The sequence below is a fragment of the Acidovorax sp. GW821-FHT11A03 genome (genome assembly GCF_058809075.1).
In genome coordinates this window covers 796,359-816,478 of sequence record NZ_JBXASG010000001.1, presented here as the reverse complement: position 1 = coordinate 816,478, position 20,120 = coordinate 796,359, and the positions used below count along the sequence as shown (strand labels likewise).

Genomic DNA, 20,120 nt, shown 5'->3' with positions numbered 1-20,120 from the left:
GGGTTCGGTGAGTCGCCTTGCGGGTTCGGCTCATCGATGGGATGAACTGTACGTGGATGGGACGCGAAGAAAAACCATCGGGTCGCAAACTAACTGTTCCGGTATTGGAAACAATGAGGGTGTGGGCAGGCAGGGTTTACCCACATTTTTGTGGCAGCAATGGGGTTTTGGCGCCTCGAATCCTGGCGAGTAGGGCGTTTTTCAGGAACGATGGGAAACTGGGGCAATGCCCATGCCAAGGACGGCTGGCGCGAGTTCCGCCCACGTCGCGCCCCCAGGATTGCGCCCGGCATCCGCGTACTGCCGCCAGGCGCTTGATTTGCATCAAGGTACCGCATGCCCAAGGCGGCCGGGGCGATACACAGGGAGGGAACGTCATATAGTCCAAGGTAACCCTTTGTGTTCTTGCATGACAGACTCTCTTGTACCTGCGGGCATCGACACCGCGGACAGCCCCCACTACCTGCGCGCGTTGACCGACATGGCCGATCGGCGCATGGTGGTCGCTGACGCCGCCATCTACACCGACAACGGCATCAAGCTGGTCGAGAAGGGGGCCCGCATCGATGGCCGCCTGTACGACCGCCTGGTGCAGCACAAGCTGCGCGAGCCGATTGACCGGCACCTGTCCATCGACAATCCCGTGGATGTGCCTGCCTTGCTGGCTGCGGGGCAGGCCTTGGTGGAGCGGGAGGTGCTGCCCCGGCTGCTGGCCGAAACGCTGGGTTCGGCTGCCCGGCTGCTGGCGCCGCTGCGCTCGCTGCCCTTGCCTCCCTCCATGGCCTGCAAACTCACCGTGATGCGCGAGCAGCGGCCTGAACTTTTCCAGCACAGCCTGCAGATGATGACCGTGGCCGTGTTTCTGGCCATCAAGAGCGAGCTGGGCGAGCGCGACTGCGCCAACCTCGCCGCCGCAGCCTTGCTGCACGACCTGGGCGTGCTGCACATGGACCCGGCCTGGAGCGATCCCGACCACAAGGTCGTTGGCGTGCAGCGCAAGCACCTGGTGGCGCACCCCATCACCGCCATGCTCATGATCCGCGACACCCAGGCCTACCCCCGGCCGGTGGAGGTGGCGGTGCTGGAACACCACGAGCGCATGGACGGCAGCGGCTATCCGCGCGGGCTGGCGGGGGCGGATATCTCGGTGCTGGGCCGCATCCTGCTGCTGGCCGAAGTGGTGGCTGCGTTCTACGAGAAATACGACGACATGCCCGCGCAGCGCCTGTCACTGGTGCTGCGGCTGAACCATCGCAAGTTCCCATCGGCGCTGGTGGCGCATCTCCTGCCCCTGCTGCAGGAGGAGGTCGCCCGCGACTCCGCGCTCATGCCCCTGGGCAACGATGCCCCGCGCCAGATGGACCTTCTCGCTGAGGCCTTTGCCTGCTGGGACCAGCTCAAGGCCGCATTGCCCCCCGGAACCAGCGCGAAGACGCTGCCGGGGAGCGCCCTCGCATTTGTCGATGCCCGCCTGCTGGCCCTTCAGAAAGCCCTGACGGAAGCTGGTTCGCACCCCCAGCAGCAGGGCGAGTTCATGGCGCAGCTGCGGGGCGACACCATGGGCATGGCCGAAGTGGCCCTGGTGGGGCGCGAGGCGCTGTGGCAGCTCCAGAGCATCCTGAATGCCAGCCACCGCCGTTGGCCGCAACTGGCGCAGCGCGCCACGCCCGCGGATGGGGCGGTGGCGGATTGGTGTGATTGGGCCCTCCGAAAGCTCTGAGAACCTGCTCAGGATCTTTTCGGGGGCGCGCAAGCGCCTTGCCGGGGCCCGTGAGTCAACGTGTTTTCAGGCCGCCTTGTTGCGGCGCCGCGGGAGGCGATGGCGCATCGCCCATCCCGCCATGAGGGCCGAGAGGATCGCCAGGCCCCATTCGGACAGCGTTGGAATGGAGGCCGGGGCGGCGGGTGGCGCGATGCCCACGTGGACCGTGAACGAATCGGCGGTGGGGCCCGCGCCCCAGGTCCAGGTGTAGGAGCCTGGCGTGAGCCCCAGGCTGGCCAGCGAGGTCCCCGTCCACGTGGCCGAGGAAGCGAGCGCCGATCCGGAGACGTAGCCCAGGGGGGCGAAGACAAACCCCGGTGCCATCATGCCGTCCAGTCCCACCATGTCGCCCGACGATGTATCGGCGAGGACAGGGCCTCCCGCCCCCAGCATGGGAGGCCCGGAGACGCCCATGTAGGCCTCCACCGTCCCGGCCGTGCCGGTGAAAATCAGCGCAGCCGAGGGGATGACCACGGAGAAAAGAGGCCCGTTGCCGGCCGGGGTGAGGGCTGCCATGTTCATGCGGCCGCTGCCGCTGGCGACCACATTGCCGCTACTTTCGAAAACGTAGACCGCATAGGCGGCGAACGTGTTGCCCGACAGGAGAAGCAGCAGGGCGACTGCTGCCGACTGGATTGCCTTCATTGAACGACTCCCTCTGTTTCCTTTTGCGGTCCATTGTAGGGAGCGCGGCGTGTGCCGCACAGCTCTGAATGGCAGGGCCTTCCCGGGCCTTTCCGAGGTTTTCATGCTGTTGGCAAAATACTGGTTATATTTACAGTATTCGTGTTTTCGGACCCTCTCTTCCCACCATGCCTGCGCAACGCCACTCCCTGCGGGTTGTCGCCTCCGATCTGCCATTTGCCGTGCCTGGCGTCTGGCACGCGGACGGGCTGGTGGGCACGGGCCAGCACCAGGCGCAACCCACGGGGTATGCGCTGCTGGATGCGCAGCTACCGGGTGGAGGGTGGCCTGTCGGGGCGCTGAGCGAGGTGTTGCAGCCTTTGGCGGGCCTGCATGAATGGCAGCTGGTGCTGCCCGCCCTGGCCCAGGCCACGGCCGCGCGGCATGGGGCCGTGGTCGTGGTGGCGCCCCCGTGCGAGCCTTTTGGCCCGGCGCTCCAGGCCCAGGGGCTGCCCCCCGGGCGGCTGGGCCTGGTGCGGGCGGATACGGCCATGTCGGCGCTGTGGGCCGCCGAGCAGGCGCTGCGGTGCCGGGATGTGCTGGCCGTCATGGCCTGGCTGCCGCAGGCACAGCCGGCGGCCTTGCGCCGGCTGCAGCTGGCCGCGGCCCAGCAACAGCAGCTGCTGTGGGTGTTTCGGCCCGTCAGCGCGGCCCCCCAGGCGTCGCCAGCCTTGCTGCGGCTGCAAGTCCAGGGCATGCCCATGCCCGCGGGCACGCCCGTGTTCCCCGGGATGCAGGTGCACATTCTCAAGCGCCGGGGGCCGCCCCTGGCGCAGGGGCTGCCATTGCCCGGATGCCACCTTCTGCTGGCGCAGGTGCTGGCGGCGCAGGCCGAACGGCGGCGTGCTGCCCAGGCCGCGGCGGTGGGCATGATGGAGGAAGGCCGGGGCGCATTGGCCGTTGCACTCCCCGCCGGGGGCGCCGTGCCGCGTCGGGCGCCCGCGCCCGCATCGCCAGGGGGGAGGGGGCATGCACTGGATCGCGCTGCCATGGCCACGGCCGGATGAGGGGGAGGGCGGTTTCACGGCGCTGGCAGGAGCCGCCGTGGCGATGGAGCCGTCGGCGGGCTGGTGGGCGCTGCGTTTTACACCGCGCGTGGCGCTGGTGGACGATGAGGCCGTGCTGCTGGAAGTGTCCTCCACCGAACGGCTTTGGGGCGGGCGCGATGTCTTGCTGGCGCAGGTGCTGCAGGCCTGGGCCGTGGCGGCTTCCACCTCGGGCGGGCAAGGAGAGCCTGTTTTTTCTGAAGGAAGCAGGCCCTGTGCGCAGCCGCCGTGGGGCTGCGGCCCCACGGCGCTGGTGGCGCACGGCTTTCTGAGGCTGGCCCTGGCGGGCCGGGCGCCGCCTGCGCAGGGGCCGCCAGGGCTGCCCTTGCATACGCTGACCGCCTTGCGCCCGCATGTGGCCAGCCTGGAGCGCATGGGCTGCCGCACCTGGGGGGCGCTGCGTGCGCTGCCGCGCCCGGGGGTCTCGCGGCGTTTTGGCGCGGGGGTGCTGCGGGCCCTGGACCAGGCCTTTGGCGATGCCCCCGAAGCGCATGCGTGGCTGGAACTGCCCGAACAGTTCGCGCTGACCCTGGAGCTGCCCGCGCTGGCGGCGTCGGCCGACGCGCTGCTCTGGAGCGCCCACCGTGGCATCGCGGCCCTCCATGGCTGGCTGCAGGCACGCCAGCAAGGTGTGCTGGGGCTGGAGCTGGCGTGGCGCCACGACCTGCGGCGCATCGACGGCGTGGTGATCGCGCCCGTGCAGGCGCTGCAGGTGCGCACGGCGCAGGCCACGCAGGACATGGCGCATCTGCGGCGGCTCCTGGCGGAAAACCTGGCGCGGACCACGCTGGCCGCGCCAGCGAACCAGATCACGCTGCGCCTGCTGGATGCGGCCCCGCTGGCGCACCGCAGCGCCAGCCTCCTGCCGCCGGATGGCCGTGGGGACAGCGACCCGGGCCTGCCGGGTGGCGTGCAAGGCGAGGCCTTGCACCAGCTGCTCGAGCGCCTGTCCGCCCGGCTGGGGGCCGAGCATGTGCAGGCGCCGGTGCTGCAGGCCGACCACCGCCCCGAGCGCATGCAGCAGTGGCGCCCGGCGGCCGAGGTGCTGCGCGTGGCGGCGCCCCCCCGCCCCGCGGCCCGGGGTGCATCCGCCAGCGCTTCCGACGCGGCCCTGGACGCCACGCCCGGCGGGCTGCTGCAGCCCACCTGGCTGCTGAACCCGCCACGGCGCCTGGCCGTGCAGGGCAACCGCCCGTGCCACCACGGCCTGCTGCGCCTGCTGGCCGGTCCCCACCGCTTCGAGGCGGGCTGGTGGTCCGGGGCCGGCAGCGACGATGCAGACCCGGCCCATCCCTGCGCCGGCCTGGCCTTGCGCGACTACTTCGTCGCGCACAACGATGTGGCGGGGCTGGTGTGGGTGTTTCGCGAGCGCCTGGCATCCGTGCCGGAGGGCGCGCAGGCCGCGGCGCGCCCCCACCGCTGGTTCCTGCATGGAATCTTCGGATGATGGCGCCAGGGAGTTTCACCATGTCTTCGCCCATGCCAGGGAATGCTGCTGTGGCCGGGTTGCCGGACTACGCCGAGCTGCATTGCCTGTCCAACTTCAGCTTTCAGCGCGGGGCATCGCACCCGCAGGAACTCGTGGCGCGTGCGCTGGAGCTGGGCTACCGGGCGCTGGCACTGACCGACGAATGCTCCGTCGCGGGCGTGGTGCGGGCCTGGGAGGCGGCCCTGGAATGCGGCTTGCACCTCATCGTGGGCAGCGAATTTGTGTGGGGCGATCTGCGGGTGGTGGTGCTGGCGCGGGATGCCGAGGGCTGGGGCAACCTGTGCGAGTTCATCACCGCCGCCCGCGCGGCCGCGCCCAAGGGGCAGTACCACGTGGGCGCGGCCAGCCCATGGGCGGCTTTGAAGGGGTGCGAATTGTTGCTGTCCCCCTGCCGGCATGGCTTTGATGCTTCTGATTTGATAGCTGTCAGCGCTTGTCTGTCAAGCGCCAGAGGCCAATTTGACTCATATTTTGACGGCCACCTCTGGCTGGCGGTCGAGCTGCACCTGGCCCCGGACGACAGCCTGTGGCTGGCCACGCTGCAGCGTGCGGGCGCGGCGCTGGGCTTGCCACTGGTGGCAGCGGGCGATGTGCACATGCACGCCCGTTCGCGCAAGCCGCTGCAGGACGTGATCACCGCCGTGCGCCTGGGCTGCAGCGTGGGCGAATGTGGTTTTGCGCTGCAGCCCAATGCCGAGCGCCACCTGCGCCGGCGCGTGCGGCTGGCGGGCATCTACCCGCCCGAACTGCTGGACGCCACGCTCACGGTGGCGGGGCGCTGCACTTTCCGCCTGGATGAAATCAAGTACCAGTACCCGCTGGAGACCGTGCCTGCCGGCATGACGCCCGCGCAGGCCCTGGCCTGGCTGGTGGATGTGGGCGTGCAGGGCGAATACCCGCAAGGCGCGCCAGAGAAGGTGCGGGTGCAGATCCGCAAAGAGCTGGATCTGATCGCGCACTGCCAGTACGAGATGTACTTCCTCACGGTGCATGACATCGTGCGCTACGCGCGCAGCCAGGGGATCCTGTGCCAGGGGCGCGGTTCGGCGGCGAACTCGGTGGTCTGCTACATGCTGGGCATCACGGCCGTCCCGCCCGAGAACACCAACCTGCTGTTCGAGCGCTTCATCAGCAAGGAGCGCAAGGAGCCGCCCGACATCGACGTGGACTTCGAGCACGACCGGCGCGAGGAGGTCATCCAGTACATCTACGAAAAATACGGCCGCGAGCGCGCCGCCATTGCTGCCGTGGTCACCACCTACCGCACGCGCAGTGCCCTGCGCGATGTGGGCAAGGCACTGGGCGTGGCGCCGGCCTTGGTCGATGCCTTCGCCAAGGACCACCACTGGTTTGACGAACAGTTCGCCACCGACCGGCTGCAGGAACTGGCGGAAAGCCTGGGCGCACCGCTGCACCGGCACACGGCCAAGCTGTGGCTGGAACTGGCGGCGGACCTGAAAGGCTTTCCGCGCCACCTGAGCCAGCATGTGGGCGGTTTTGTGCTCACGCAGGGCAAGCTCACGCGCCTGGTGCCGGTGGAGCCGGCGAGCATGGAGAATCGTTCCGTCATCCAGTGGGACAAGGACGACCTGGACACCATGGGCTTGCTCAAGGTCGATGTGCTGGCCCTGGGCATGCTCAGTGCCTTGCGCCGCTGCCTGGATTTGCGCGATGCCTTGCGGGGTGAGCGCTGGGATCTCAAGGGCATTCCGCGCGAAGACCCTGCCACCTACGACATGATCTGCGCCGCCGACACCGTGGGCGTGTTCCAGATCGAAAGCCGCGCGCAGATGAGCATGCTGCCGCGCCTGCGGCCGCGCAAGTTCTACGACCTGGTGGTGGAGGTGGCCATCGTGCGGCCCGGGCCCATCCAGGGTGGCATGGTGCATCCGTATCTGAAGGCGCGAGAGGTCGAGCGGCAGATGCGCAGTGCGGGCAGCACGGAGCCTTTTCCGTTGGAGTACCCGGAGCTGCGCAACGCGCTCGAACGCACGCTGGGTGTGCCCATCTTCCAGGAACAGGTGATGCAGATCTCCATCGATGCCGCCGGTTTCACGCCGGGCCAAGCCGACGACCTGCGCCGATCAATGGCGGCCTGGAAGCGCAAAGGGGGCGTGCACCGGTTTGAAAAGCCGTTGAAAGACGGCATGGTCGCCCGTGGTTATGCCGCCGAATTCGCCGACCGCATCTTCCAGCAGATGCTGGGCTTTGGCGAATACGGCTTTCCCGAAAGCCACGCCCACAGCTTTGCCTTGCTGGCCTATGCCAGCAGCTGGCTCAAATGCCACGAGCCCGCGTGTTTTCTGGCCGCGCTGCTCAACTCGCTGCCCATGGGCTTTTACACCGCCTCACAACTGGTGCAGGACGCGCGCCGCCACGGCGTGCGCGTGCTGCCCGTCGACGTGACCCTCAGCCACCACGATTGCACGCTGGAAGGTCCGGCCGAATACTTGCGGCCTGCCAAGGGGCTGCCCGCGCCACTGCTACCGCAGCCTGCTGTGCGCCTCGGCCTGCGGCTGGTGGGCAGCCTGCAGGAAGAGGCTGCCAAACGCCTGGTGCAAGTCCGCGTCACGGGCCCTGCCTTTGCCAATACCGAAGACCTGGCCCTGCGGGCCCGCCTGAGCCCGCAGGACCTGCAGGCCCTGGCCGCTGCCGATGCCCTGGCCAGTCTTTCGGGCCACCGGCGCCAGCAGATGTGGGACGCTGCCGCGCAGCACCCCGCACCCGCGTTGCTGCGCGATGTGCCCGTGCACGAAGCGCCGCTTGCCTTGCCAGCCGCGCCCGAAGGGGAGGAAATCCTGTTCGACTACGCCGCCACCGGCCTCACCCTGCGCCGCCACCCGCTGGCCCTGCTGCGCCCGCGCCTGGACCGCTGGCGCCTGCTGAGCGCGCTGCAATTGAATGCCGTGCCCCATGGCCGCAAGGTGCGCGCCTGTGGCATCGTCACCGTGCGCCAGCGCCCCGGCACGGCCAAGGGCACGATGTTCGTCACGCTCGAAGACGAGACCGGCCCCGTGAATGTGATCGTGTGGCCCGCGCTGGTGGACACCTGGCGCAATGCGCTGCTGCGCTCGCAGTTGCTGGCGGTGGAAGGCATGTGGCAGTGCAGCGTGCCGGAAGGCGACGGCGCGCCCGCCCCGGGTTCCATTCCGCCATCGTCCCCGCAGGCGCCGGCACCCACGGTGGTGCGCCACCTGGTGGCCCAGCGTTTCAAGGACCTGACCCCGCTGCTCGGCCGCATGGCCCATGCGCTGCAGGGGAGCCGCGATTTCCATTGATGAAGGAGGGTGGCCCCCCTGACCCGCAATTGACCGGGCGCCGTCCGGTCAGGTCAGCGCGCGGGCGATGCTTTGCTGGCGGCCTGCCGCGCGGGTTGCGAGGCGGTGCCGGCGGCCCCCTGGGCGCCGGGCCTGACGGGTTCCCTGGCGAGATCCAGCAGGGGCTTGCAATGCGTGTCGTCGTCGGCCGCGGGCACGGTGATGGGCACCAGCGCCAACGCGGCGGGAGCCACGGCCGCTGCCACCACCGCCGCGCCCGCGCGCAGCAGCAGCGGGCCGGCTTCCACGCCGACCTTCGGGTCGCCGAACGTGCCTTTCACGTACAAGGGCGAGCGCAGCGAGAAGAACTTCCATTGCAGCGACTCGGGCTTGATGCGCAGGTTCATCTCCTCGGTGCCCAGGTCGATGGTGCCGGTGGCCTCGACGATCGCGTCTTCGGTGCTCATCTTCACCACGCGCGTGGTCGCCAGGCCGTCCACCACCGTGAAATCGGCCACCGCGCAGCGCAGGTGCACTTCCTTGTTTTCACCAAAGAGCTTGCCCACGATGATGCTGCCCACGTTCAGCGCGGCCAGGTCCAGCATCTGCTTGCTCAGCGTGCCGTCCCGCACGTACAGGCGCATCTCGCCCGTGCCCTGGCCCAGCAGTCCGGCCAGGCTGTTGCCGCGGCTCTCCAGTGCGATGGCGCCGTCCATGTGGCCAAAACTCTTCTGCATGAGCTGTACCTTGGGGAACAGCGCCGAAAGCTGCAAGCCCTGCACGGTGCCGCGTATCTGCGCCTTCAAGGGCGCGGCGCGCCCGTCGATGCTCACCTGCGATTCGATCTTGCCCTGCGCCACGCCAAACGTGAGGGGCGCGAGCTTGAGCTGCGCGTTTTCCATCACCGCCCGCACGCTCAGGTCTTCCAGCGGCAGGCTCTCGGGGCGGATGATGTGGCGGCCCTTGAACACGATGTCCATGTCCATGGCATTCCAGCGCTCGGCCGCGAACTTGGAGTCCGGCAGCACCTTGCCACGCTGGTCGCGGCCACGGTGCGTGTTGTCGGGCTTGGTGGTTCCGATGGTCGGCCCCAGGTCCGCCAGGCGCAGCTGGTTGGACGCCATCGTCCCGGTGAGCCGTGGGCGCGGCTTGCCCGACGTGTACTTGAGCGACCCCTGAAGATCGCTCTGGCCCACCTTGCCTCGGAAGCCGTTGTATTCCCAGACCGCCCGTTCGGGCTCCAGGCTCCCGGTCAGCCGACCGGTGGTCTCGAAGGGCGGGGTGTTGGGCAGCACCAGCCCGGTCAGGTCGTACAGGTCGGCCATGCTGCCGCCCTTGAGCCGGACCTGGAAGTCCAGGCCGGACAATGCGCCCGGGTTGGCCAGAATTCCTTGCGCCGACAGCGACACGCTGCCGGCGCTGGCGTCGATCTGAAGGGGGTAGTTCACCACCTTGTTGCGCAGGCTGATGACCTGGCCTGCTCGCCCCTGGCCCCTGACCTGGGCCTTGGCATACCGGCCCTGCAGTTCGAAGCGCAGACCATAGGGCACCGGCCCTGCCGCCGCACGGGGCGTTTCGGACGCCGCCCGCGCAGCGGGCGCTGCCCCGGAGGCAGCGGCGCTCGCGGATGAGGACGCCCGCGCCAGCGCGGGCTGCGCCGGGGCCGATGCGGCGGCGGAGGTGCCGGATGGCGTGGCCGCCGGCCCGCCGGGGAGCACCGGCTCGGTGGTGTCAATGCGGGCCTGCAGGTCCAGGTCCTTCATGCCGTCGGCATAGGCCAGGACGCCCTGGTGGACCACCAGCCGGTCCACGTCGAAGCTCCATCCGCTCCTGGGCCCGTCCTTGCGCTCGAAGGTCCAGTTGCTCGCACCGCTGGCCGTGCGGGCCAGCGCCACCTGGGGGCCGGTGAGCGCCACGGTGTCGATGGAAAGATGCCGCCCCAGCAGGGGCAGCAGGCGCACGGTGGCGGTCGCGCTGCCGATGCGGGCCATGGTGGCTGGGCTGCCGTCGGTCTTGCCGGCCGTCTCGGCCGGGCCGGCTGCGCCTTTTGAAACCGCTTTGCCATTGGCACGCTGGAAGGGGGGCGTGAATCCGGAGGGGTTGTCCATCACCAGGCGTTCGGCCTTCACCGTGACGCCCGGCACCCAGCGCTGCCACCCTTCTTCCAGGGGCTGGGGCCAGCGCCATTGCGCGGACAAGTCACCTTCGATCGCAAAGTGCCGGCCCGTGGCTTCGCTCACTTTTTCATTGACCCAGGGCTTCGCGCGGTTCCAGTCGATCCAGGCGAGCAGGACCCCCAGCAGCACCAGCACCATCGCCACCAGCCCGACGGCCCACAAGGTCCACACCACAAGACGCCTCCCGATGCCGGATGCAGGCCGCTGGCGGGCCTGGGCCACGGCGGGGCTAGGCATGTCGGTGGAAGGCGCGGCAGGTGTGGATGGCATGAAGGCAGTCGGCGGGCAGCGTGGGGGTGGAGTGGGGCTGTTGGGCGTGTTTTCAGCGGTAAGCGCATCCGGCCCAGGGGAGCGGTGTGCGCGTCCACGGGGCCTTTTGGCGTTCATGCTAGCCCGCATCGGCGCGTATCGCAGCAGCACGGGCGCAACTGCCGCCCTTGTCCTACAGGGGCAAGAACCCCGCATGCCCGTGGGCCCCGGCGGGTCCGCGCAAGGTCAAGGGGGCTGCCTTCTCGGGTGCAGACGGGTTGTGCGGCATCGAAGGAGAGGGTTCATAAAATGTGCTCACCATGCACAACCCCCGCCATACCCATGCCCCTGCCGTGCGCGATGGCGTGGGGCCCAGCTGCGTGGTGCTGCCCAGCCAGGGGCAGGGCAGCATGCTCGACTTCCTGGCGCGGCGGCTCCCGGCGGTGGCCCGTGAGGAGTGGCAGCGGCGCATGCAGGCGGGCGACGTGGTGGATGAGCGCGGCGACCCCGTGGCGCCCGCTCGCCTGTTTGAAGGCGGCCTCAGGCTGTACTACTACCGCAGCCTGCCCGGGGAGCCCGCGCTGCCCTTCACGGAAACGGTGCTTTACCAGGACGAGCACCTCGTGGTGGCCGACAAGCCGCATTTCATGCCCGTGACACCGTCCGGCCGCTATCTTCACAACACGCTGCTCGTGCGGCTCAAGCGCCAGCTGGGCCTGCCGGAGCTTTCGCCCCTGCACCGCATCGACCGGGACACCGCGGGCCTGGTGCTGCTGTCGGTGCACCAGCGCACGCGCGGGGCCTACCAGGCGCTGTTCCGCGACCGCCAGATCACCAAGCACTACGACGCGATCGCCCCCTGGCGCGCGGATATCGCCTTTCCGCGGGAGCACATCAGCCGGCTGGAGGAAAGCCCGCAGTTCTTTCGCATGCAGGAAGTCCCTGGCGAGCCCAACAGCCACACGCGCATCGAGGTGCTGGACGTGGCAGGCGCGAGCGGGTGGGCGCGCTACCGCCTGTCGCCGGTCACGGGCAAGCGCCACCAGCTGCGGGTGCACATGGCGGCCCTGGGGCTGCCGCTGCGCAACGACCCGTTCTACCCGGTCGTCAACGATCCGCCCGAGGGCGACTATTCACGGCCGCTGCAGCTTCTGGCGCGCTCGCTGGAGTTCGTGGACCCGCTGTCGGGTGCGCGGCGGGTGTTCGAGAGCGGGCAGCGGCTGGGCCTGCCCTGAGGGCGAGGGCAGGCCGCACTGATCCGCGATCAACGGAAGGGAATCGGCTTGCCTTTTCCGGGGTTGCTCTTCGGGAGCCTCGAATTGAAGAATTCGGCCAGGGCCTTTTGGGTGTCGGGGTGCAGGCGCCAGGCAGTCCAGCCCAACCCGATGCTGCGCAGGTACACGGTGACATGCGCGTCTTCAAGGGGGTATTGAATGGCCAGCGTGGGGTTGTCCTGCGACATCACCGGCACGCCGCCTCCGTTGCTGTCATTGGGCGCCGGCGTCACTTCCGGCGTCATCTGCGAGCGCAACATGGCCAGCTCCCGGATCAGATTTTCCATCTCCGCGGCCGTCAGAGTTTTGTTGATTGCAAGAGTCGCCTGCGTGCGGTCGTCGCTCAGTTGCATGGGGTTTTTCCTTCTTTCGCTGGTAATTTGTGAAGGCTCCATTGTGCTGCCATCGATCGCACACCCGACGCAAGCCGCTGATTTGGCCCGGGCTGCGCTGGGCGGGGCGCGGCATCGCTACAATACAGGCCAGGTTGAAACCCCGAAGCGGCAAGAGCTCGGGTGTCTTCGACGGCCTAGCTGTGAAAATCGTTGCAAATCAACGAACTACAGAAGGCGGGTGTAGTTCAATGGTAGAACGGCAGCTTCCCAAGCTTCATACGAGGGTTCGATTCCCTTCACCCGCTCCAACCCCGGCTCCTTGCGGCTGAGGTCCTCCCCCTTTTTTCTTTCTTTTCTTCTTCCACGGCCTTCGGGTGCGGTGCGCCGTGGCGTTGGCAATTCCAATCGCGCAATCCGCATATCCATAGCTGTTTTGCTTGGTTGGCCATGGCGCTTGTCCCCTCTAGATTCCGTTCATCGGGCACCGCAGGCGCCCGTCCCTCAATGAATGACACGGAAGGACGAGCATGAACATGACACCGGGCATCACCTTCGCGCACCTGGCGCGCACATGGCTTGGCGCCTCGGCGCTGGGATGTGCTGCGCTGGTGGCTGCTGGAGCTGCGTTGGCCGCCACTCCCATTCCCGCAGGCCCCCTGGTGACCACCGAATGGCTCGCGCAGAACCTCGACAACCAGCAGGTGCGCATCGTCGAGGTGAGCGTGAACCCGGGCCTGTACGAGCGGGGCCATGTGCCTGGGGCGGTCAATTTCTCGTGGCATCAGGACCTCAACGACCGCGTGCGGCGCGACATCGTGGGCAAGGAAGGCTTCGAGGCGCTGCTGTCCAGGGCTGGCGTGTCGCCCGAGACCACCGTGGTGCTGTATGGCGACACCAACAACTGGTTTGCGGCCTGGGGGGCCTGGGTGTTCGACATCTACGGCGTGAAGAACGTCAAGCTGCTCGACGGCGGGCGCAAGAAGTGGGAGGCCGAGAACCTGCCCCTGAACAACCGCGTGCCCGAGTTCGCCGCCAGCAGCTACAGGGTGGGCCAGGTCAATACCCAGCTGCGCGCACGCCTGGCGGACGCGCTGGCCGCCGCCGAGGGCAAGAGCAATGCGAAGCTGGTGGATATCCGCTCGGCGGATGAATACACCGGCAAGATCTTCGCGCCTGCCGGTGTGCCGGAGCTCAGCATCCGCGCGGGCCACATTCCAGGCGCGGCCAACGTGCCATGGGGGCAGGCGGTGAGGGAGGACGGTACCTTCAAGTCCGCCGACGAGCTCAGGAAGCTCTATGCCAGCGCGGGCGTGGACGGCAGCCGGCCCATCATCACCTACTGCCGCATCGGCGAGCGCTCCAGCCACACCTGGTTCGCGCTGTCCAGAATCCTCGGCTACAGCGTGAAGAACTACGACGGCTCCTGGACGGAATATGGCAACTCGGTGGGCGTTCCCATCACGAATCCGGCGGGCACCGTCTGGGCGGCCAAATGAGCCGCGGGCCGTTCCGCGCCCGCGATTGAGGGGGTGAATGAAGCGGCGATCGGGAGACGGCGAAAGGCCACGATTTTTTGGTAGGGGTCTCCTTTACAGCCCGCTTCGTGCGGGCTTTTTTTCTCGGTGCCCGCGATGGCCGCGCGGGCCACACAGCGAACCATCGACGACCCATGAGCCTTCCATTGCGCACTGTTCCAGCCACTTCCTCCTATATCGCGCTGGCGCTGCTGGCCGCCCTGCTGGCGGCCGTCCCGTGGCTGCAGGGCCAGGCGGGCGGGCGCACGCTGGTGTTTGCGCTGGCCTGTGGCGCGGTGCTTGGCGTCGTGCTGCAGCGTTCGCGCTTTTGTTTTTACTGCCACGCGCGCGACTGGTTCGAAGACCGCAACCCGCGCGGGCTGCTGGCCATCGTGCTGGCGCTGGCCGTGGGCGTGTTGGGCCATACCGTGGTGCTGGGCGGCTGGCTGCCCGTGCCGCAGCCGGGCAAGCTGCCGCCGGACATGCACATCGGCCCGGTGAGCTGGGTGCTGGTGGCGGCGGGGCTTTCGTTTGGCGCGGGGATGGTGGTCTCGGGCTCCTGCATCAGCGCGCACTGGTACCGGCTCGCCGAGGGCTCGGCGGTGTCGCCCTTCGCTCTGCTGGGCTCCGCGCTGGGTTTCATCGCGGGCTTCAGGACCTGGAATGCGCTGTACAGCTGGAGCGTGGCCGATGCGCCCGTGGTGTGGCTGCCCGCGCACCTGGGGTATGGGGGCGCGCTGCTGGTGCAATGGAGCGCTCTGGCGCTGGTGGGCGCCTGGCTGTGGCGTGGCTTTGCGCACGAGGGCGCGGCGGGCGATGCACCCGGGGTGGTGAAGCCCGTGCCCGGCCTGGTCACCGTGTGGCGCAACCTGTGGACCGGGCGCTGGCACTACTGGGTGGGTGGCCTGGCCGTGGGGCTGATCGGCACGTTTGCCATCGTGCGCATGCGGCCCCTGGGCGTGACGGCCACGCTGGGCAGCGCGGCGCGCCAGTGGGCGCAAGGGCAGGGGTGGATTCCCGATCGGCTCGATGGGCTCGACGGCTTCGCGGGCTGCGCCACCTTGCCGCAAGCCACCTGGCTCACGCCCAATGCCTTGCTGCTGGCAGGGCTGGTGGCGGGGTCCTTTGTCGCGGCGCTGGCCAGCCGCCAGCTGGCCCCCCGCTGGCCCACCTGGCGCGATGCCGCGCGGGGGCTGTCGGGCGGCGTGTTGCTGGGCTGGGGCGCGATGACGGGGCTGGGCTGCACCATGGGCACGCTGCTGTCGGGCGGCATGGCCGGAGCGCTGTCAGGCTGGGTGTTTGGGGCGGCGGTGTTCTTCGCGGTATGGGCGGGCCTGCGCGCGAAGGCCGCCCCGTGGCGCCAGGGATGGGGGGCGAATTAGTGCATTTTTGGCCGCCAGCGCTTATCCAGAAAGCGCGGGCAGCTATCAAAAACATATCAAAAAGGTACCCGGCCCGGGGCCGGTCACTTCTGGATATCGCCCAGGCACAGGTACTTGATCTCCACATAGTCGTCCATGCCGTGGTGCGAGCCTTCGCGGCCCAGGCCCGACTGCTTGACACCGCCAAAGGGCACGTGCTCGGTGGCCAGAATGCCCACGTTGGCGCCGACCATGCCGTATTCCAGCGCCTCGGTCACACGGAAGATGCGGCCCACGTCGCGGCTGTAGAAGTAGCTGGCCAGGCCGAACTCGGTGTGGTTGGCCGCGTCGATGGCCTCCTGCTCGGTCTTGAACTTGAAGACCGGAGCAAAGGGGCCAAAGGTTTCCTCGCGCGCGCACAGCATGTCGGCCGTGGCGTTGGCCACCACCGTGGGCTCGAAGAACTGGCCCGAGCCCAGGCTGGTCAGGCGCTGGCCGCCGGCCACCACCTGGCCGCCCTTGGCAATGGCATCGTCCACGTGGCGCTGCACCTTGGCCAGCGCGGCTTCCTCGATCAGCGGGCCCTGGTTCACGCCGGCCTCGAAGCCGTTGCCCACCTTGGCTGTCTTGACCTTGGCGGCGAACTTGGCCACGAACTCGTCGTACACGCCTTCCTGCACGTAGAAGCGGTTGGTGCACACGCAGGTCTGGCCCGCGTTGCGGTACTTGCTGGCGAACGCGCCTTCCACGGCGCTGTCGATGTCCGCATCGTCGAACACCAGGAAGGGCGCGTTGCCGCCCAGTTCCAGCGACATCTTCTTGACCGTGGGGGCCGACTGCGCCATCAGGATGCGGCCCACCTCGGTGCTGCCGGTGAAGCTGATGTGGCGCACCACGTCGCTCGCGCACAGCACCTTGCCGATGGCGATCGAGTTGTCGCTGTCGGCGGGCAGGATGTTGAACACGCCAGCCGGGATGCCCGCACGCAGGGCCAGCTCGGCGGCGGCCAGGGCCGTGAGCGGCGTGAGCTCGGCGGGCTTGATGACCACGGGGCAGCCGGCGGCCAGGGCGGGCGCCACCTTGCGCGTGATCATGGCCAGCGGAAAGTTCCAGGGCGTGATCGCGGCGCACACGCCGATGGGCTGCTTGAGCACCATCAGGCGGCGGCTGTTGTCGAACTGCGGCAGCACCTCGCCGTTCACGCGCTTGGCCTCTTCGGCGAACCATTCCACAAAGCTGGCGCCATAGGCGACCTCGCCCTTGGCTTCGGCCAGCGGCTTGCCTTGTTCGGCGGTCATGATGCGGCCCAGGTCGTCCTGGTTGGCCATCAGCAGGTCGAACCACTTGCGCAGGATGATGCTGCGCTCCTTGGCGGTCTTGGTCTTCCAGGGGCCCCAGGCGGCATTGGCGGCGGCAATCGCGGCTTCGGCATCGGCGGGGCCCAGATTGGCCACGTCGGCCAGTTTGAGGCCGGTGGCCGGGTCGTTCACGTCGAAGCGGCTGCCGCCCGCCACCCACCGGCCGTTGACGAGGCCGTCGGTCTTGAGCAGGCTGGGGTCGTTGAGCAAGGCGAGGGGCGAGGTCTTCATGTCCATGAGGTTTCTCCAGATGCAGTGGGTTGATGAGCGGTAGGCAAAGGCTCGCCGCCGGCAAAGGCGGGCAGGGCGGCGGGTGCCTGAAACTGGCGCAGCGGGCAGGCTATCACGGGTGAAATGGCCCACTGTCGCCAGTGTTTCAGTTTTTCAGGAAGGCTGGGATGCAGGCCGTTTTCACCGTGGCTCAGCCCCTGCGCGTGCGCAGCCACTCCAGCGCCAGGAGCAGGCTGGTGGTGAAGAGGATGAGCAGCGTGGCCACGGCGGCGATGGTGGGCGAGATGTTCTCGCGGATGCCGTTGAACATCTGGCGTGGCAGCGTGGACTGGTCGGCGCCGGCCAGAAAGAGCGTGACCACCACTTCGTCGAACGACGTGGCGAACGCGAACAGCGCCCCCGAGATCACCCCCGGCGCGATCACCGGCAGCGTGACGCGAAAGAAGGTGTTGAAAGGCGTTTCCCCCAGGCTCAGCGACGCGCGCACCAGGTTGTGGTTGAAGCCCGCGAGCGTGGCCAGCACGGTGGTCAGCACGAACGGCGCCCCCAGCGCCGCGTGCACGATGATCAGGCCGGCATAGCTGTCCGCCAGGCCCAGCGGCGCGAAGTACAGGTAGGTGGCCACGCCCACCACAATGATGGGCACCACCATGGGCGCGATCAGGATGCCCATGAGCAGGCCCTTGAAGCGGAAATCCGCCCGTGACAGCCCCACCGCCGCCAGGGTGCCCAGGGCCGTGGCGATCAGCGTGGCCGCGGGCGCCACGATGAAGCTGTTGCGCGTGGCGCGGGCCCACTCGGGCGAATCGAACAGGTGGCGGTACCACTTGAGCGACCAGCCGTGGATGGGGTAGGCCAGGAACGAACTCTCGGAGAACGACAACGGCACCATCACCAGGATGGGGGCCAGCAGAAACACCAGCACGGCCACGCACAGGGCGCGCACGGCCCACCAGCCGAGCTTGTCGGCCCAGGTGGCGTACAGGGGGAATTGGGGGAGCAAATGGCGCATGGTGAGGGTCTTCAGAAGTGTTTAGCCCAGGCTCAGTTCTGCCTTGCCAATGCGGCGGTACACGCCGTACAGCAGCAGCGTGGCGGCCAGCAGCAGGGCGCCCAGCGCACAGGCCATGCCCCAGTTCACTTCCACGTTGGTGTAGCGGGCGATGTAGTAGCTCAGCATCTGGTCGTCGGCGCCGCCCAGCAGCGCGGGGGTGACGTAGTAGCCGATGGCCAGGATGAACACCAGCAGCGCACCCGCGCCCACACCCGGGTAGGTTTGCGGCACATACACGCGAAAGAACGCGGCGATGGGCGAGCTGCCCAGCGACACCGCCGCGCGCAGGTAGGTGGGGGGCACGCTTTTCATCACGCTGTACAGCGGCAGCACCATGAACGGCAGCAGGATGTGCACCATCGCAATCACCACGCCCGTGCGGTTGAACAGCAGCGCCAGTGGCTGCTCGATGAGGCCCAGGCCCATCAAACCGCGATTGACCAGGCCTTCGGACTGCAGCAGCACGATCCAGGCGGCCACCCGCACCAGGATCGAGGTCCAGAACGGCACCAGCACCAGGATCATCAGCACATTGGCCTGGCGCGCGGGCAGCGAGGCCAGCCACCAGGCCAGCGGGTAGCCCAGCAGCAGGCAGAACAGCGTCACCACAAAGCTGATGTGAAAGGTGCGCAGCAAAATGCCGCCAAACGCGCGCTGCTCCTCGGGCATGCGCTCGACATGGCCCAGCGCATCGCGCTGCAGGTCCACCGAGGCGAGCAGGTAGTCGGGTGTCCAGCGCGCGCCGTTCTTGGCGATGGCGCGCCAGAAAGGTGCTTCGCCCCAGCGCGCGTCCTTGCCGAGCAACTGGTCGCGGATGGATTCGGGTGCGCCCTGCATGGGCAGGGCGCGGAAGGCGCCCATCACCATCGAGCGCGCGCCGGGCACTTCCGAGTTCAGCCTGCGCGCCAGCGCGCCAGCGTCAGAGCTGTCGGGCAGGCGCGCCAGGTCCTTCATGAGCGCGGCGTAGGCAGCGGGGCCCGGTGCCTCATGGCGGTCCCAGCCATGCAAGGCCTCGATGGTGGCGGGCAGCGTGTTGGCCACCTCGGGGTTCTCCACCCCGCGCTGCAGCAGCGCGGCAATGGGGACGAGCAGCGTGAGCAGCAAGAACGCCAGCAAGGGCAGGGTCAGGGCAAAGGCCCGCCATTTGCGCCGCGCTTCGGCACGCGACAGCGCCTTGCGCAGTGCGCCGGGTGCGTGGGCGTCCAGCGCAAGCGCGGCGGGGGCGATGGCAGAAGAGGCTTGCATGGTGTCTTGTGCTCCGAGGGTACGGGTTACTGACTTACTGGGTGGCCCAGGCGGCGAAGCGTTTCTCCAGCGCTTCGCCCTGGTCGGCCCAGAAGCTCACGCCGAACTGGATGGCTTCCTTGGCGTTGGCGGCCGATGTGGGCAGGTCGTCCAGCACCTTCCTGTCCAGCTTGGCGAGGGCCGTGGTGTTGGCCGGGCCGTAGGCGATGTTCTGCGCGTAGGCGGCCTGGCTGGTGGTCTGCAGGGTGTGGGCAATGAACTTGACCGCAGCGTCCTTGTTCGGCGTGCCCTTGGGGATGGCCCAGAAATCCAGGTCATAGATGCCGCCGGGCCAGTAGATCTTGAGGTTGCGGCCCTCGCGGTTGGCCGCGTCGATGCGGCCGTTGAACACGGTGGTCAGCACCACGTCGCCCGCCACGAGGAACTGCGGTGCCTGGGCACCGGCTTCCCACCATTGGATGTGGGGCTTGAGTTCGGTCAGCTTCTTGAAGGCGCGGTCGGCGCCGTCCTTGGTGGCGAGCACCTTGTACACGTCGGCGGGCTTCACGCCATCGGCCATCAGCGCGAATTCGAGGTTGTAGCGCGCGCCCTTGCGCATGCCGCGCTTGCCGGGGATCTTCCTGGTGTCCCAGAAGTCGGCCCAGCTGGTGGGGGCGGTCTTGAGCCTGTCGCCGTTGTAGGCCATGACGGTGGACCACACGAAGATGCCCACGGCGCAGTCGGACACGGCGGCGGGCAGCAGGTCGGCCTTGCTCACGATCTTGCTGTAGTCGAGCTTTTCATACAGGCCCTCGTCGCAGCCGCGTGCGGCGTCTGGCGATTCCAGCTCCACCACGTCCCAGGTAACCTTCCTGGCCTCGACCATGGCCTTGACCTTGGCCTGCTCGCCGTTGTATTCCACGGCCACGATCTTGTGGCCCAGCTTTTCGTAGGGCTCATAGAACGCCTTCTTCTGCGCGTTGGCGTTGGCGCCACCGAAGTTCACGACGGTGAGTTGCTGCTGCGCGAAGCTGGGCAGTGCCAGGCAGGCGGCCAGGGAGGCGCAGGCGATGAGGCTTTTTTTCATGGTGCAGTTTTTCCTTGG

The 20,120-nt window shown here is 68.3% G+C and carries 14 protein-coding genes and 1 tRNA gene; 8 read left to right on the top strand and 7 right to left on the bottom strand.

Annotation, left to right across the window (positions count from 1 at the left end):
* The first annotated feature begins 409 nt into the window (after positions 1-409).
* Positions 410-1,720 carry an HD-GYP domain-containing protein gene (locus AC1RVY_RS03735; protein ID WP_218295190.1) on the top strand — a complete coding sequence of 437 codons (1,311 nt, stop codon included), beginning with the start codon at positions 410-412 and terminating at the stop codon, positions 1,718-1,720.
* Positions 1,721-1,786: 66 nt separating this feature from the next.
* Here the strand turns inward: AC1RVY_RS03735 and AC1RVY_RS03730 are convergent, their stop codons facing one another.
* Positions 1,787-2,407, bottom strand: coding sequence for an IPTL-CTERM sorting domain-containing protein (locus tag AC1RVY_RS03730; protein ID WP_492805356.1), 621 nt, complete (start codon positions 2,405-2,407; stop codon positions 1,787-1,789).
* Positions 2,408-2,574: 167 nt separating this feature from the next.
* Here AC1RVY_RS03730 and imuA point away from each other — a divergent pair, with 167 nt between their 5' ends.
* Genes imuA through AC1RVY_RS03715 form a run of 3 tightly spaced genes read left to right on the top strand, consistent with a single transcriptional unit; the run spans position 2,575 to position 8,259 of the window.
* Positions 2,575-3,453 carry a translesion DNA synthesis-associated protein ImuA gene (gene imuA / locus AC1RVY_RS03725; RefSeq protein WP_492245923.1) on the top strand — a complete coding sequence of 293 codons (879 nt, stop codon included), beginning with the start codon at positions 2,575-2,577 and terminating at the stop codon, positions 3,451-3,453.
* Complete coding sequence (locus AC1RVY_RS03720) at positions 3,416-4,939, top strand: DNA polymerase Y subunit UmuC family protein (protein WP_492805354.1); 1,524 nt, start codon at positions 3,416-3,418, stop codon at positions 4,937-4,939. The genes imuA and AC1RVY_RS03720 overlap by 38 nt, the downstream gene beginning before the upstream one ends.
* A 20-nt stretch (positions 4,940-4,959) precedes the next feature.
* Positions 4,960-8,259 (top strand): error-prone DNA polymerase, encoded by a 3,300-nt coding sequence (locus tag AC1RVY_RS03715; RefSeq protein ID WP_492805353.1) that lies wholly within the window; start codon positions 4,960-4,962, stop codon positions 8,257-8,259.
* A 53-nt stretch (positions 8,260-8,312) separates the two neighbouring features.
* On the opposite strand, the gene AC1RVY_RS03710 is transcribed toward AC1RVY_RS03715, so the two are convergent.
* Positions 8,313-10,685: an AsmA family protein gene (locus AC1RVY_RS03710; RefSeq protein WP_492805351.1), complete on the bottom strand. Its 2,373-nt coding sequence runs from the start codon at positions 10,683-10,685 to the stop codon at positions 8,313-8,315.
* Positions 10,686-10,984: 299 nt separating this feature from the next.
* On the opposite strand from AC1RVY_RS03710, the gene AC1RVY_RS03705 reads away from it, so the two are divergent.
* Positions 10,985-11,899 (top strand): pseudouridine synthase, encoded by a 915-nt coding sequence (locus AC1RVY_RS03705; RefSeq protein WP_492805349.1) that lies wholly within the window; start codon positions 10,985-10,987, stop codon positions 11,897-11,899.
* A 29-nt stretch (positions 11,900-11,928) separates the two neighbouring features.
* On the opposite strand, the gene AC1RVY_RS03700 is transcribed toward AC1RVY_RS03705, so the two are convergent.
* Positions 11,929-12,291, bottom strand: a complete 363-nt coding sequence (locus AC1RVY_RS03700) for a hypothetical protein (protein ID WP_492805348.1) — start codon at positions 12,289-12,291, stop codon at positions 11,929-11,931.
* A gap of 216 nt (positions 12,292-12,507) precedes the next feature.
* Between AC1RVY_RS03700 and AC1RVY_RS03695 the strand changes: the two genes are divergently transcribed.
* The 3 genes from AC1RVY_RS03695 (at position 12,508) to AC1RVY_RS03685 (ending at position 15,169) form a co-directional block, all read left to right on the top strand.
* Positions 12,508-12,581 (top strand) — tRNA-Gly (locus AC1RVY_RS03695).
* Between the two features lie 225 nt (positions 12,582-12,806).
* Positions 12,807-13,769, top strand: a complete 963-nt coding sequence (locus AC1RVY_RS03690; protein WP_492805379.1) for a sulfurtransferase — start codon at positions 12,807-12,809, stop codon at positions 13,767-13,769.
* A gap of 173 nt (positions 13,770-13,942) precedes the next feature.
* Positions 13,943-15,169 (top strand): YeeE/YedE family protein, encoded by a 1,227-nt coding sequence (locus AC1RVY_RS03685; RefSeq protein WP_492805346.1) that lies wholly within the window; start codon positions 13,943-13,945, stop codon positions 15,167-15,169.
* A gap of 83 nt (positions 15,170-15,252) precedes the next feature.
* On the opposite strand, the gene AC1RVY_RS03680 is transcribed toward AC1RVY_RS03685, so the two are convergent.
* The 4 genes from AC1RVY_RS03680 to AC1RVY_RS03665 form a co-directional block, all read right to left on the bottom strand.
* Positions 15,253-16,743 carry an NAD-dependent succinate-semialdehyde dehydrogenase gene (locus AC1RVY_RS03680; RefSeq protein ID WP_492805345.1) on the bottom strand — a complete coding sequence of 497 codons (1,491 nt, stop codon included), beginning with the start codon at positions 16,741-16,743 and terminating at the stop codon, positions 15,253-15,255.
* Between the two features lie 184 nt (positions 16,744-16,927).
* Positions 16,928-17,749, bottom strand: a complete 822-nt coding sequence (locus AC1RVY_RS03675) for an ABC transporter permease (RefSeq protein WP_218338699.1) — start codon at positions 17,747-17,749, stop codon at positions 16,928-16,930.
* Positions 17,750-17,770: 21 nt separating this feature from the next.
* Positions 17,771-19,036 (bottom strand): ABC transporter permease, encoded by a 1,266-nt coding sequence (locus AC1RVY_RS03670; protein WP_492805343.1) that lies wholly within the window; start codon positions 19,034-19,036, stop codon positions 17,771-17,773.
* 34 nt (positions 19,037-19,070) lie between these two features.
* The gene (locus tag AC1RVY_RS03665) at positions 19,071-20,102 is read right to left on the bottom strand and encodes an ABC transporter substrate-binding protein (RefSeq protein WP_492805342.1); all 1,032 of its coding nucleotides are present in this window, start codon (positions 20,100-20,102) and stop codon (positions 19,071-19,073) included.
* Positions 20,103-20,120 lie beyond the last annotated feature (18 nt).

What these genes read in the sequence shown, in the direction of transcription:
- AC1RVY_RS03670 (WP_492805343.1), bottom strand. Translation starts at nt 19,036, where the DNA reads ATGCAAGCCTCTTCTGCCATCGCCCCCGCCGCGCTTGCGCTGGACGCC.
- AC1RVY_RS03730 (WP_492805356.1), bottom strand. Translation starts at nt 2,407, where the DNA reads ATGAAGGCAATCCAGTCGGCAGCAGTCGCCCTGCTGCTTCTCCTGTCG.
- AC1RVY_RS03685 (WP_492805346.1), top strand. Translation starts at nt 13,943, where the DNA reads ATGAGCCTTCCATTGCGCACTGTTCCAGCCACTTCCTCCTATATCGCG.
- AC1RVY_RS03715 (WP_492805353.1), top strand. Translation starts at nt 4,960, where the DNA reads ATGTCTTCGCCCATGCCAGGGAATGCTGCTGTGGCCGGGTTGCCGGAC.
- AC1RVY_RS03675 (WP_218338699.1), bottom strand. Translation starts at nt 17,749, where the DNA reads ATGCGCCATTTGCTCCCCCAATTCCCCCTGTACGCCACCTGGGCCGAC.
- AC1RVY_RS03720 (WP_492805354.1), top strand. Translation starts at nt 3,416, where the DNA reads ATGCACTGGATCGCGCTGCCATGGCCACGGCCGGATGAGGGGGAGGGC.
- AC1RVY_RS03700 (WP_492805348.1), bottom strand. Translation starts at nt 12,291, where the DNA reads ATGCAACTGAGCGACGACCGCACGCAGGCGACTCTTGCAATCAACAAA.
- AC1RVY_RS03705 (WP_492805349.1), top strand. Translation starts at nt 10,985, where the DNA reads ATGCACAACCCCCGCCATACCCATGCCCCTGCCGTGCGCGATGGCGTG.
- AC1RVY_RS03735 (WP_218295190.1), top strand. Translation starts at nt 410, where the DNA reads ATGACAGACTCTCTTGTACCTGCGGGCATCGACACCGCGGACAGCCCC.
- imuA (WP_492245923.1), top strand. Translation starts at nt 2,575, where the DNA reads ATGCCTGCGCAACGCCACTCCCTGCGGGTTGTCGCCTCCGATCTGCCA.
- AC1RVY_RS03710 (WP_492805351.1), bottom strand. Translation starts at nt 10,685, where the DNA reads ATGCCATCCACACCTGCCGCGCCTTCCACCGACATGCCTAGCCCCGCC.
- AC1RVY_RS03690 (WP_492805379.1), top strand. Translation starts at nt 12,807, where the DNA reads ATGACACCGGGCATCACCTTCGCGCACCTGGCGCGCACATGGCTTGGC.
- AC1RVY_RS03680 (WP_492805345.1), bottom strand. Translation starts at nt 16,743, where the DNA reads ATGGACATGAAGACCTCGCCCCTCGCCTTGCTCAACGACCCCAGCCTG.
- AC1RVY_RS03665 (WP_492805342.1), bottom strand. Translation starts at nt 20,102, where the DNA reads ATGAAAAAAAGCCTCATCGCCTGCGCCTCCCTGGCCGCCTGCCTGGCA.